The organism is Micromonospora sp. NPDC003816, from assembly GCF_042874705.1.
GTDB lineage: Bacteria > Actinomycetota > Actinomycetes > Mycobacteriales > Micromonosporaceae > Micromonospora.
The window spans coordinates 229,200-242,760 of sequence record NZ_JBIANP010000005.1 but is presented as its reverse complement, the minus strand read 5'-3'; the positions used below and the strand labels follow the sequence as shown (position 1 = coordinate 242,760).

Annotated in this window: 8 protein-coding genes; 7 read left to right on the top strand and 1 reads right to left on the bottom strand. The window is 72.8% G+C overall.

Annotated features, from left to right (window positions below):
- Positions 1–142: 142 nt before the first annotated feature.
- From gltB to ACFYTT_RS19010, 7 genes are all read left to right on the top strand, one after another.
- Positions 143–4,870 (top strand): glutamate synthase large subunit, encoded by a 4,728-nt coding sequence (gene gltB / locus ACFYTT_RS19040; protein WP_387260763.1) that lies wholly within the window; start codon positions 143–145, stop codon positions 4,868–4,870.
- Positions 4,863–6,371 (top strand): glutamate synthase subunit beta, encoded by a 1,509-nt coding sequence (locus ACFYTT_RS19035; protein ID WP_387260761.1) that lies wholly within the window; start codon positions 4,863–4,865, stop codon positions 6,369–6,371. The genes gltB and ACFYTT_RS19035 overlap by 8 nt, the downstream gene beginning before the upstream one ends.
- Before the next feature lie 260 nt (positions 6,372–6,631).
- Positions 6,632–7,432 (top strand): SGNH/GDSL hydrolase family protein, encoded by an 801-nt coding sequence (locus ACFYTT_RS19030; RefSeq protein ID WP_131057760.1) that lies wholly within the window; start codon positions 6,632–6,634, stop codon positions 7,430–7,432.
- A gap of 188 nt (positions 7,433–7,620) precedes the next feature.
- Entirely contained in the window at positions 7,621–10,374 is a 2,754-nt protein-coding gene (locus tag ACFYTT_RS19025) for an FtsK/SpoIIIE domain-containing protein (protein ID WP_387260757.1), read from the top strand.
- Between the two features lie 3 nt (positions 10,375–10,377).
- A complete protein-coding gene (locus ACFYTT_RS19020) occupies positions 10,378–11,355 on the top strand; it encodes a hypothetical protein (protein ID WP_387260754.1) in 978 nt (325 codons plus the stop codon).
- 414 nt (positions 11,356–11,769) lie between these two features.
- On the top strand, positions 11,770–12,033 hold the full coding sequence (locus ACFYTT_RS19015) for a DUF6244 family protein (RefSeq protein ID WP_387260751.1): 264 nt from the start codon (positions 11,770–11,772) through the stop codon (positions 12,031–12,033).
- A gap of 24 nt (positions 12,034–12,057) precedes the next feature.
- Complete coding sequence (locus ACFYTT_RS19010) at positions 12,058–12,480, top strand: hypothetical protein (protein ID WP_387260748.1); 423 nt, start codon at positions 12,058–12,060, stop codon at positions 12,478–12,480.
- A gap of 11 nt (positions 12,481–12,491) precedes the next feature.
- Here ACFYTT_RS19010 and ACFYTT_RS19005 read toward each other — a convergent pair whose 3' ends face one another.
- Positions 12,492–13,559 carry a J domain-containing protein gene (locus tag ACFYTT_RS19005; RefSeq protein ID WP_387260746.1) on the bottom strand — a complete coding sequence of 356 codons (1,068 nt, stop codon included), beginning with the start codon at positions 13,557–13,559 and terminating at the stop codon, positions 12,492–12,494.
- Positions 13,560–13,561: the final 2 nt, after the last annotated feature.

The following is a 13,561-nucleotide window of genomic DNA, read 5'->3' as shown; positions in this document are numbered from 1 at the left end:
GACTACACGTCCCAGAGTCTGGACGGTGTGATCAATCTGCACTGGCCTTGCGTACCGCGCCCTAACGTAGACTCAATAGTCCGATAAAGGGCCGACGTCGTCCCGTCCATGATCCACGCCTGAGTGACGACAGGAGGCCCGGGTGGCCTTTGCGTACCCACACCACCCCCAGCCGGCGCTGCGCGACGGCCAGGTAGCGTCCCCTGCCGGCCTGTACGACGCCTCCCACGAGCACGACGCGTGCGGTGTGGCCTTCGTGGCCGACCTGCACGGACGGCGCTCGCACACGGTGGTTGCCAGCGGTCTCGGCGCCCTGTGTCGGTTGGACCACCGGGGTGCCCGGGGTGCCGAACCGAACACCGGTGACGGCGCGGGCATCATGATCCAGGTGCCGGACGCGTTCCTGCGCGCGGTGGTCGACTTCCCGCTTCCCCCGGCCGGCGAGTACGCCACCGGCCTGGTCTTCTTCCCCGACGACGACGCCGCCGAGGCCCGCGCCCGGCAGGTGGTCGAGAAGTACGCGCTGGTGGAGGGCGCCGAGCTGCTCGGCTGGCGCGACGTCCCGGTGGACGCCTCGGACCTCGGCGAGACGGCCCTGGCGGCGATGCCCCGGGTGCGGCAGCTCTTCCTCGCCGCGGACCGGCTGACCGACACCCCCGCCGGACCGGCCGGCTCTCCGCTGCGCGGCATCGAGCTGGAGCGGGTCGCGTTCTGCGTCCGCAAGCAGGCCGAGCGGGAGTCGGCTGAGCGCGGCGTGCCGGCGTACTTCCCGTCGTTGTCCGGGCGGACCATGGTCTACAAGGGGATGCTCACCCCGGACCAGTTGCCCGCGTTCTATCCGGACCTCACCGACGAGCGGGTGGACAGCGCCATCGCGTTGGTGCACTCGCGCTTCTCCACGAACACGTTCCCGTCCTGGCCGCTGGCGCACCCGTACCGGTTCATCGCGCACAACGGTGAGATCAACACGATCCGCGGCAACCGGAACTGGATGCAGGCCCGCGAGGCGCTGCTGCGGACGCCGGAGCTGTCCGGCAACATCCGCCGGGTCTTCCCGATCTGCACCCCGGCCGCCTCCGACTCGGCCAACTTCGACGAGGTCCTGGAGCTGCTGCACCTGGCCGGGCGCAGCCTGCCGCACGCGGTGCTGATGATGATCCCGGAGGCGTGGGAGAACGACCCGGACATGGCCGCCGACAAGCGTGCCTTCTACCGGTTCCACGCCAGCCTGATGGAGCCGTGGGACGGCCCGGCCTCGGTCGCCTTCACCGACGGCGAGATCGTCGGTGCGGTGCTCGACCGCAACGGGCTTCGTCCGGGCCGGTGGTGGCAGACCGCCGACGGGCTCGTGGTGCTGGGCAGCGAGGCGGGCGTGCTCGACCTCGATCCGGCCACCGTGGTCGCCAAGGGCCGGCTCCAGCCCGGCAAGATGTTCCTGGTCGACACCACCGCCGGTCGGATCGTGCACGACGACGAGATCAAGACCGAGCTGGCCGCGGCCCAGCCGTACACGGACTGGCTGCACGCCGGGTTGATCGAGATGGACGACCTGCCGCTCCGCGAGCACGAGGTCTACACCCACGACTCGGTACGCCGTCGCCAGCAGACCTTCGGCTACACCGAGGAGGAGCTGAAGATCCTGCTCGCCCCGATGGCCCGCACCGGCGCGGAGCCGATCGGCTCGATGGGTACGGACACCCCGATCGCCCCGCTGTCCACCCGGCCACGGCTGCTCTACGACTACTTCCACCAGCTCTTCGCCCAGGTCACCAACCCGCCGCTGGACGCCATCCGCGAGGAGTTGGTGACCAGCCTGGCGACGACCATCGGCCCGGAGGGCAACCTGCTCGACCCGGGGCCGGCGAGCTGTCGGCAGATCGTGCTGCCCTACCCGGTGATCGACAACGACGAGCTGGCCAAGGTCCTCTCCATCGACGAGGACGGCGACCTGCCCGGCTTCAAGGCGGTCCGGGTCTCCGGGCTCTACCGGATCCGGGACGGCGGGGCCGGCATCAAGGCCCGGCTGACCGAGATCTGCCGGCACGTCTCCGAGGCGATCGAGGACGGCGTCCGCATCCTGGTGCTCTCCGACCGGGACTCCAACGCCGACCTCGCGCCGATCCCGTCGCTGCTGCTCACCGCCGCGGTGCACCAGCACCTGGTCCGGGAGCAGACGCGGACCCAGGTGGCGTTGATCGTGGAGTCCGGGGACTGCCGCGAGGTGCACCACGCGGCGGTGCTGATCGGCTACGGCGCGGCGGCGGTCAACCCGTACCTCGCCTTCGAGTCGGTGGAGGACATGATCTCCACCGGGTCGCTGGCCGGGGTCGAGCCGCGGACCGCGATCCGCAACTACGTCAAGGCGCTCGGCAAGGGCGTCCTGAAGATCATGTCCAAGATGGGCATCTCCACCGTGTCGTCGTACTGCGGAGCGCAGGTCTTCGAGGCGGTCGGCCTGGAGACCCGGCTGGTGCAGCGGTACTTCCGGGGCACGCCGAGCACGATCAGCGGCGTCGGGCTGGACGGCATCCACACCGAGGTGGCCGCCCGGCACGCGCTGGCCTGGCCGCCGCCGGGTGCCGAGGCCCCCGCCGGGCTGCCGGTCGGTGGCGAGTACCAGTGGCGTCGCGAGGGCGAGCTGCACCTGTTCAACCCCGAGACGGTCTTCCTGCTCCAGCACGCCACCCGGACCCGGCAGTACGACGTGTTCCGCGCGTACACCGCGAAGGTCGACGAGTTGGCCGCGAAGGCCGGTTCGCTGCGCGGCCTGTTCCGGCTGCGGACCGGCGACCGGTCGCCGGTGCCGATCGAGGAGGTCGAGCCGGCCAGCGAGATCGTCAAGCGGTTCGCCACCGGTGCCATGTCGTACGGGTCGATCTCGGCGGAGTCGCACGAGACCCTGGCGATCGCGATGAACCGCCTCGGCGGCAAGTCCAACACGGGTGAGGGCGGTGAGGACGTCGAGCGCCTCTACGACCCGGCCCGCCGCTCGTCGGTCAAGCAGATCGCCAGTGGCCGCTTCGGCGTGACCAGCGAGTACCTGGTCAACGCCGACGACCTCCAGATCAAGATGGCCCAGGGCGCCAAGCCCGGCGAGGGCGGTCAGCTCCCCGGCAACAAGGTGTGGCCGTGGATCGCCCGGACCCGGCACGCCACCCCCGGTGTCGGCCTGATCTCGCCGCCACCGCACCACGACATCTACTCGATCGAGGACCTCGCCCAGCTCGTGCACGACCTCAAGTGCGTCAACCCGGCCGCCCGGGTGCACGTCAAGCTGGTCAGCGAGGTGGGTGTCGGCACGGTGGCCGCCGGGGTGGCCAAGCTCAAGGCCGACGTCATCCTGATCTCCGGTCACGACGGTGGCACCGGCGCCTCCCCGCTGAACTCGCTCAAGCACGCCGGCACCCCCTGGGAGCTGGGCTTGGCCGAGGCGCAGCAGACGCTGCTGCTCAACAAGCTGCGCGACCGGGTCACCGTGCAGGTCGACGGCCAGCTCAAGACCGGCCGGGACGTGGTGGTCGCGGCGCTGCTCGGCGCCGAGGAGTTCGGCTTCGCCACCGCCCCGCTGATCGTCGCCGGCTGCGTGATGATGCGCGTGTGTCACCTGGACACCTGTCCGGTCGGCATCGCCACCCAGAACCCGGTGCTGCGCGAGCGCTTCAACGGCAAGCCGGAGTTCGTGGAGAACTTCTTCCTCTTCCTCGCCGAGGAGATCCGCGGCTACCTGGCCGAGCTGGGTCTGCGCAGCATCGACGAGGCGATCGGCCGGACCGAGTTGCTCGACGTCGCACCCGCGGTCGCGCACTGGAAGGCCGGCGGGATCGACCTCGGACGCGTACTGCACCTGCCGGAGCTGCCGGAGGGCGCCGCCCGCCGGGGCGTCCGAGCCCAGGACCACGGCCTGGAACTGGCACTGGACAACGAGCTGATCGCCCTGGCCGCCCCGGTGCTGGACGCGCCCGCCGACGGGACGCCGGTCGCCCCGGTCCGGGCCGAGGTGGCGATCCGCAACGAGCACCGCAGCGTCGGCGCGATGCTCGGCGGCGAGGTGACCCGCCGGTACGGCGGCGCCGGGCTGCCCACCGACACCGTCGAGTTCACGCTGCGCGGCACGGCCGGGCAGTCGTTCGGCGCATTCCTGCCGCGCGGGGTCACCATGCGGCTGCACGGCGACGCCAACGACTACGTCGGCAAGGGCCTCTCCGGCGGGCGGCTGGTGGTCCGGCCGGACGCGTCGGCGCCCTTCGTCGGCGTCGGCGCCGAGTCCGGACAGCGCGCCGAGGACCAGATCATCGCCGGCAACACCATCCTGTACGGCGCCACCGAGGGCGAGGTGTTCCTGCGCGGCCGGGTGGGGGAGCGGTTCGCGGTGCGCAACTCCGGTGCGGCGGCCGTCGTCGAGGGTGTCGGCGACCACGGCTGCGAATACATGACCGGCGGCACGGTGGTCGTGCTCGGCCCGACCGGGCGCAACTTCGCGGCCGGCATGTCCGGCGGCACCGCGTTCGTCTGGAACCTCGACCGGCGGCGGGTCAACACCGAGCTGGTCGACCTCGCCGCCCCCGGCGAGCAGGAGCGGGTCCGGCTGCACGAGCTGGTGCAGCGGCACTTCGCGGAGACCGACTCGGCGGTCGCCGAGGCGCTGCTCAAGCGCTGGCCGGAGGCGGTGGAGGAGTTCACCGCCGTGGTACCCCGGGACTACCGCCGGGTGATGGAGATCATGCGGGCCGCCGAAGCCGCCGGCCAGAACGTCGACGACGCGGTGATGAGTGCGCTCGCACCGGCCGCGCAGCCGCCCCAGGCGGCACCCGCGTCGACGCCGGTTCCGTCCGCGCCGCGGGCGGTCGCCCAGGAGGTGGCTCGTGCCTGACCCGAACGGTTTCCTGCGCTACCCCCGGCGGGTGCCGGCGCGCCGCCCGGTGCCGGTGCGGATCAGCGACTGGCGGGAGGTCTACCCGCCCGCCGGTGAGGAGCTGATCCGGGAGCAGGCCACCCGGTGCATGGACTGCGGCATCCCGTTCTGCCACAGCGACACCGCCGGATGTCCACTGGGCAACCGCATCCCGGACTGGAACGACCTGGTCCGCACCGGCAACTGGGACGCTGCGGTGGAGTCGCTGCACGCCACCAACAACTTCCCCGAGTTCACCGGCCGGCTCTGCCCGGCACCCTGCGAGGCGGCCTGCGTACTCGGCATCGGCGGCGGTGCCCCGGTGACCATCAAGCAGGTCGAGGTGGAGATCGCCGACGCCGCGGCGGCCCGGGGCCTGACCCCGTGCCCGAGTCCGACCCCGTCCGGGCGGTCGGTGGCGGTGGTCGGTTCCGGCCCGGCCGGGCTCGCCGCCGCGCAGCAACTGGCCCGCGCCGGGCACGCCGTCACCGTGTACGAGCGCGACGACGCCCCGGGCGGTCTGCTGCGCTACGGCATCCCCGACTTCAAGCTGGAGAAGCGGCACATCGACGCCCGGCTGGCGCAGTTGGCCGCCGAGGGCGTGGTGTTCCGGAGCGGCGTGGACGTGGGCGTCGACGTGACCGCCGCGCAGCTCCGGGCCCAACACGACGCGGTGCTGCTGGCCTGCGGGGCGTTGCAGGGCCGGGAGACCGACACCGTGGGCCGGCAGCTGCGCGGGGTGCACCAGGCGATGGCGCACCTGGTCGCCGCCAACCGGGTGGTCGCCGCCGCCGGTGCGGGCCGTCCCGCGCTGGCCACCCTGCCGGACGGTACGCCGATCGACGCGGCCGGCAAGCACGTCGTCATCATCGGCGGCGGCGACACCGCGGCCGACTGCCTCGGGGTGGCGCACCGTCAGGGCGCGGCCGGCGTACACCAGCTCGACCTGTACCCGCGCCCTCCGCAGGCCCGCGACGAGGAGCGCGACCCGTGGCCGACCTGGCCGTGGATCCTGCGCGAGTACGCGGCGCACGAGGAGGGCGGGGAGCGCGTCTTCGCGGTCGCCGTGCAGGAGTTCGTCGACGACGGCACCGGCGCGGTCCGTGCCGTGCGGATCGCCGAGGTGACCGTCGAGAAGCGGGACGGCCGGCGCATCGTCACCACTGTCCCCGGGACCGAACAGGAGTTGCCCGCCGACCTGGTGCTGCTGGCCATCGGCTTCGAGGGCACCGAGGAGCAGCCGCTGCTGACCCAGTTCGGGGTGACCCGCAACGCCCGGGGCGCGATCGAGTCCCGGGGCGACTGGCAGACCGAGGCCGACGGTGTCTTCGTCGCCGGTGACATGCACCGGGGGGCGTCACTGATCGTCTGGGCCATCGCCGAGGGGCGGGCCGCCGCCGCCGCGATCCACGGCTACCTCGGTGGCGTCGGCACCCTCCCGGCACCCGTGCACGCCGCCTCCCAACCGCTCGCTGTGTAAGGAGGGGTCCCCTGCTAACGCCTCGTGCATAGCAGGGGACCCCTGCTAACACCCCGGCGCACCCGCGCGCCGCACACCGCACACCGCACACCCGCACACCCGCGCATACGCCCGGCCGTGACTCGGCCGGGCGTGCTGCGTCTGCGGGGCGACGGCTATTCACTTCATCTGCATGTTTCGATAGCATTACCGGCTAGTAACAACCCCTGGCCACGCGCGCGGTCCACGGGCTCCACCACCACCCTCTGTGGAGGTCCGTCATGTCCCACCGTCCGCTGGCCCGTGCCCTCGCCACGTTGGTCGCCCTCGCCACCGCCACCCTCGGCGCACTGGCCGTACCCACCGCCGCCCAGGCCGCCGCGCCCGTGCACTACGTCGCGCTCGGCGACTCGTACTCCTCCGGGGTCGGCGCCGGCCCGTACGACCTGTCCACCTGCCTGCGCAGCCAGAAGTCGTACGCGCCACTGTGGGCCGCCGCCAACGCGGTGGCCAGCTTCCGCTTCCCGGCCTGCGGCGGCGCGGTCACCGCCGACGTGCTCGCCAACCAACTCGGCGCGCTCAGCGCCACCACCACGATGGTCACCATCACCATCGGCGGCAACGACGCCGGATTCGCCGACGTGATGACCAGTTGCCGCTTCGGCAGCACGTCCACCTGCACCACTGCGGTCAACGAGGCCAAGGCGTTCGCCACCGGCACCCTGCCGGCCCGGCTGGACCGCACCTACGCGGCCATCCGCGAGCGCGCCCCGAACGCGCGGCTGATCGTGCTCGGCTATCCGCGCCTGTTCGAGACCAGGTCCTGCGGGCTGCTGGCGATGAGCACCCACAAGCGCACCCTCCTCAACGAGGCGGCCGACGTCCTCGCCGAGGTGACCGCCGACCGGGCCGCCGCGGCCGGTGCCACCTTCGCCGACACCCGGCCCACCTTCGCCGGCCACGGTGTCTGCGGTGCCCAGCCGTGGATCCGGGACGTCACCGGTGTCATCGAGGCGTACCACCCCAACGCCGACGGCTACCGGTACGGCTACCTGCCCGCGCTCAACGCGGTCACCGGCTGACGGCTCGCGATGTTAGGAGGGGTCCCCTGCTATGCACGAGGCGTTAGCAGGGGACCCCTCCTTTCACGCATGTGCCGGGAGCGCCGACGCCTGGACGGGCCGACACGGCCGTGCGGGGACCGTGCCCGGATCGCCGCTGTCCGTTAGGGTTTCAGCGGACCAGGCGGCCGTCGGCGGAGGGGCACACGTTGGGCAGGCTCGCGTCGGCGTACGGGCAGGCGATGGCCGCCCACCGGGCCGCCCGGGCCCACCTCGACTCCGCCCGTGACGCGTTGCGCGGCGCGGTGCCGGTCACCCCGGCGACCGACGCCGACCTGGTGGCCCGGCTGGCCCGGGTCGGCACCGCGTTGGCCACCCCCACGCCCGGCACCCCACTGGTGCGCCAGCCCGTGCCGGTACGCGTCGGCGAAGCGGTCGTCGCCGGTGGCGGCTTCCCGGTGCTGTTGCCGCTCGGTGCCGGGCACCACCTGGCGGTCGATACCGACGCCCGTGACCCGGCCGTGGCCGCCCTGCTGCGGGCGCTCGTGCTGCGGGTGCTGGCCACCGCCGCGCCGGGCGGCGTCCGGGTCGCCGGGCTGGACACGGCCGCTCTCGGTGCCACCTTCGGTCCACTGCGGCCCCTGGCCGACGCCGGGGTGATCGACGCGCCGGCCACCACCGACGCGGACGTCACCGCCCTGCTCGACGCCGCCGAACAGCACGCCCGGGACGCCCGCCGCGCCGACCGGCCCGACCAGGAACTCCTGCTGGTGGTCGCCGCGTCCGTCCCGTCGCCGCGTGAGGCGGCCCGACTCGCCGCGCTCACCCACGCCGGCCCCGCCGCCGCGGTCTGCGTGCTGCTGGCCGGCTGGCCGGCGATCGGCCCCGGGGAGTCCGCGCCGCCGCTGGGCTCCACCACGCTGATCCGGCTCTCCGGCGACCAGACTTCCGCCGGTGGCACACCGGGCGTGCGGTCGTACGCGGGCGTCGGCGGGCTGGCCCGGGTCGGCGACCCGCCCGGCACGCCGTTCAGCGCCGACGGCAGCGGGCTCAGCGTCCCGGTGCGTCTCGACGGTGACGCCCCGCCCGCCTCGGTCGCCGCCCTCGCCACCCACCTGGGCGACGCCGCCCGGCGCGGTGCGGCGGTCACCTTCGCCGACCTGCTGCCCGGGCAGCGCTGGGCCACCTCGGCCCGCGCCGGTCTGCGTACCGTGGTGGGCCGCGCCGGACGCGACCCGTTCAGCATGGCCTTCGACGACGCCACCCCGCACTGGCTGGTCGGCGGACGCACCGGCGCCGGCAAGACCGTCTTCCTGCTCGACGTGCTCTACGGGCTGGCCGCCCGTTACTCACCGGCCGAGTTGCAGCTCTACCTCCTCGACTTCAAGGAGGGAGTGAGCTTCACCGAGTTCGTCCCCACCGGACACGACCCGTCGTGGTTGCCGCACGCCCGTGCCGTCGGCATCGAGAGCGACCGCGAGTACGGCGTGGCCGTGCTCCGCGAGCTGCGCCGCGAACTGCACCGACGGGCCACCGCACTCAAGCGCCACGGCGTCACCAAGCTCGCCGACCTGCCCGCCGACACACCGGTACCCCGGATCGTCGCCGTGATCGACGAGTTCCAGGTGTTGCTCGCCGGCAACGACCAGCTCGCCCGCGAATCGGTGGACCTGCTGGAGGAACTGGCCCGCAAGGGCCGCTCGTACGGCGTACACCTGGTGCTCGCCAGCCAGAGCACGACGGGGATCGAGGCCCTCTACGGCCGGGCCGAGGCGGTCTTCGGCCAGTTCGCGCTGCGGGTGGCGCTGGCCGGCGGCGGGGGAGTGCTCGACCAGCTCAACGACGCGGCGGCGACCCTGCCGGTCGGCTCGGCCGTGGTCAACACCGCTGCCGGCGCGCCCGGCGCCAACACCGTGATCCGCTTCCCCGACGCGCACGCCGCCGGTGGCGACCTGACCGGGCTGCGGCACGACCTGTGGCAGGCCCGCCCGCCGGGCGCGCGTCCGCCGTCGGTGTTCCGGGGGTACGACACCGCCCGCGTCGAGGCCGACGCCACCTTCACCGGTCTACGCCCCGGCGGTCGACGTCCCCTGGCCCTGGTCGGCCGGACGGTCGACGTGGACGGCACCACCGCCATGTTCATCATGGACACCGCTCCCGGCCGACACCTGGCCGTGGTGGGTACCTCGCCCACCGGCGCCGAGGTGCTGCGCGCCGCGACCCTGAGTCTCGCCCGGCAGCACACCCCCGGCGAGGCGACCTTCCTGCTCGCCCCGCTGGTCGCCGCCGCCGACTCGGCCGCCGACGACACCGCCGCCGCGCTGACCGCCGCCGGGCACCCGGTGCAGCGGCTCGACACCGCCGCCCTGCACGCCCGGATCGCCACCCTCGCCACGTCCCCGTCCGGTCCTCGCACGTCCGGGGCCGGTACGTCCGGTCCTGGCATGCCCGGAGCGGGTACGGCCGGTTTCGAGACGTTCGGGACCGGCGGCGTGCCCGGTAGCGGCGTGCCTGACAGCCGCGTGCCTGGTAGCGGCGCGTCCGACGGTGCCGCGTCAGGTGACGAAGCGGGCGCTGCGGGGCGTACCTATCTGGTGGTCTTCGGGGTGGACGCCGCCGCCGGACGGCTCGCCGAGACCGACCCGGCGACCTTCCGCTCCGGCCACGACGACCTGCGGACCCTGTTGCGTCAGGGCCCCGGCCACGGCGTGCACCTGCTCGGCTGGTGGCGCGGCCTGCGTCGGCTCGCCGACGACCTCGGTGGCACCCAGAACCGCGACGACGTCGCCTGCCTGGTCGCGTTGAACGTGCCCGGCGCGGACCTCGGTCTGCACCTCGGCGTGCACGATCTGGCGTACACGCCACGGGCCGACCGGGCGCTGCTGGTGGACCGGCACGACCAGCGGGTCCGGTTGATCGTGCCGTTCGCCCGGGACGGGCACATCCCCGACGGGCAGGAGTGAGGCGTGTCCAGCTTCGACGAGTACGCCGCGCTGCTGCGGCACCTCTCCACCCAACAGCGTGCCGGTGAACAGGACACCGCCACCAAAACCGAGCGGCACCGTCACCTCGATGCCACCGTGGAGTACCTACACCAACGCCTGCTCGCCCAGGGCCAGCGCCTCGACCACCTCGGTCGCGGCATCGGCCTGGACCCGGCCACCGCGGTCCCGCCGCCGGGCTTCCCGCCCGGGTCCGGCCCGCCGATGCCACCGGGTGCCGCGCCGGTGTCGGGTGTGCCGGTCTCCGGTTCGCCCGATTCCGGGCCGTCGGGCGGCATGTCGGCCGTCGGCACGCCGGGTGCCGGGCCGGTCTCGGGGATGCCCGAGCCGCCGGCTTCCGCCGGTCACCAGCCGGTGTCCGGGGGACCGTCGGGGTCGCCGGGGACGGTGGGGGTCGGCGGCGCAGCCGCCGCGCCGGGGTGGCCGGGTGTCGGGGCGTACCCGCCGCCGGGGCAGACGGACCGGGCGTTGCCGGTGGCGGTGAGCGCGACGGAGGCCGGGGTGCCGGCCCAGCGGGCCGGAACGGTCGACCCGGCCACGGAGTTGGAGTTGGCGCGGCGCTGGGCGGACGAGGCGGACAAGTACGCGCAGCAGGCCGAGATGCTGGCCCAGCGGCCAGCGCTGCTGCCGGGCTGGTCGCCGATGGCTCGGGCGGTCGCCGTGTACCTCGGCTTCTCCGGTGTCGCCGTGGTGCTGATGCTGGTGATGGTGCTCGCCTCCGGCGTCGGTGCGGTCGGCTTCGGCACCCTGATCGCCTGGATGTGCGCCGGTCTGCCCGCAGCGGCCCTGATCGGCGCCTGGCTGGTGCTCGGCAAGTGGGGACGGCCCGCCAGTGGTGCCGCCACGCCGCCCCGGTACCCGCTGCTGGGCTTCCTGCTCTGCTTCCTCGCCGTGCCGCTCGCCTACTGCGGCTACCTGCTGATGTTCCGCGCGCTGCGCTGACCCGGCCCCTGCGCCGGCATGGTCCCTGCGCTGCGTGGCCCGGCTGCGCTGCCTGGCCCCGGCTGGACGGTCTGTTCGGTGGCATCGCCTGGTCCGGCGTCCGTGTGGTCCGGCGTCCAGGCCCGCTGGGCGATGTGCGGGCGGCGCGGTGGGGAACTGTGCTCCGGGCGCTATCGAGCTGAGCGCAGCGACGGATCGCTGGCTACGCGAGTCGGCGTCACAGGCCGGACGGACATGACGGGGAGCCCCACGACTCTGTTTCGTTCGAGGTGGGTAGATCTGTTGTCGCTGGGACGACAACAGATCTACCCACCTTTCGGTAAATCCGGGTGTGCGGTGCGAGTGGTCGCGGTGTGGGGACGGATCTCGTACGCTCCTGTGTGGTCGCGAGGGTGGTCGAGCCGGGGAGGGCATGTGAGCGCAGCGGAGATGATCGCCCGGTTGGCGGCAGCCGCGCAGAAGCTGGACGAGGCGAAGGCGAAGACGGCCGCCGCCGCCCAGGATGCGGCCGAGGCGCGGCAACTCGTCGCGGGCGCGTTGCAGGGCGTGGCCGCCGGTCCGCTGATCGGGATGATCGACTCGTACCGGCAGGCGCTCGCGCAGGCCGCCGAGGGCAGTGGTCCGGCCCGGCAGCACGTCCAGGAGACGATCACCAAGGTACGCGCGTTGGGTAACTGACCGGGGCGATCAAGGGGGTGGCGGGTGGACCGCGACGGCGGGACGTTGGACGGGTTCCACATCGGGCACGTGCCGCCCGGTGTCGGCGACGAGGTGTCGGACTTCGCCAGCGAGTGGGAGGACGTCCGCCTCACCAGCCGGTTCTGGGAGCGGCCGACGGTCGACGGCCATCAGGTGGACCTCCGCGTCCACGTGCTGAGGGGTGAGCGGCTCGTCGACCGCGACGCGGTACGCGACTTTCTCGCCGACTATCACGAGCGTGATCCGGCGCAGTGGCGGCTGACCGAGTTCGCGCACGAGGACGGCCCGGGGCTGACCGACGATGCGCAGGCGTTCTGGCTGGTCGGACCCGGTGTCGCCGTCACCGTGCTGACGACCCCGGAGTTCACCGAGGCGCTCGCGGCGACCGCGCTGGCCGTCCGCGTCGCCCCCGACGACGTGGCCTGACCGCCGCGCGCTCACCGCAGCCAGCGTACGCGCTTTCGGATCAGGCTAATCGCGTCTCGCCAGGCACGATCGAACGTCCGTGAATGGCCGGAGTAGAGCTCGCGACGTGCCTTCCATCCGGCGAGTGGTCGATGGGAGACGCGTAGCAGATCGTCGAGTTCATCGATTGGTGACCCCAGTCGGAGGAGATTGCGCAGATCGTCGCACCCGAAGGCTTGGGTGACGTCCGCAACAAAGTCGCGGTGGGTGATGAACAGTTGCGGATCCCATTGTGGGACCGTCTCCCTCAGGAAGTGGATAATCAGGGTGAAGTCGTAGGACCGCTCGTCTCCGTCCCGCATTCCGGTTCGGAGTACCCAGTTCATGAAGCTGTCCCAACCGGGTGCCTCGGCCAGTTCGTGTGCTGCGGGCTCGGTCAGGTATCGGTGCAACGACTCACGGGTCCGGAACAGAAGCAGGTGACCTTCGGCGCCGAGAAGGGCGGTCTGCTCCTGCTGCTCGTCGAGGTACGCCCCGAGCGTGTACCCTTCCCCGTCTTTCGGCAGTGAGATGGTGATCGGACGGATAGCCAGTGGCTCCGTGAGGTCGACTGGGTTGTACGAAGGGTACGTCCAGCGTGCGCGGGGATGCTGGCGCTCGCGGATCTCCCGTTCGCGTCGCTGCTGTTCGCGGTCCCGCGCCTTGCGCTCGCGGGCCTCACTCTTCTGCGCCTCGCGTTCGCGTGCCTCGCGTTTCTCGGCCTCACGCCTGCGGGCCTCGCGTTCCCTCGCCTTGCGTTCTCGTGCCTCGCGTTCCTCGGCTTCGCGTCGACGCGCCTCACGTTCCCGCTCCTCCCGATCCCGGGCCCTGCGCTCCCGCTCACGGGTCTCCCGACTGTGGGCGTCGATGAGGAACTTGTACGCCACGTTGATCTGCTGCATCTGCCGGGTCGCCTCGGCGCGCACCTTCTCCGGACTCGACTGATGCCGGTCCGGGTGCAACAACTGCACGAGGATGTGGTACCGCTCGCGAATCTGCGCCGGCGTCGAATCCCGGTCGACGCCGAGGAGCAGGTACGGATCCTGGCCGTCAGGAGACATGT

Coding starts and splice junctions, on each gene's coding strand:
- ACFYTT_RS19030 (WP_131057760.1), top strand. CDS start 6,632: ATGTCCCACCGTCCGCTGGCCCGTGCCCTCGCCACGTTGGTCGCCCTC.
- ACFYTT_RS19005 (WP_387260746.1), bottom strand. CDS start 13,559: ATGTCTCCTGACGGCCAGGATCCGTACCTGCTCCTCGGCGTCGACCGG.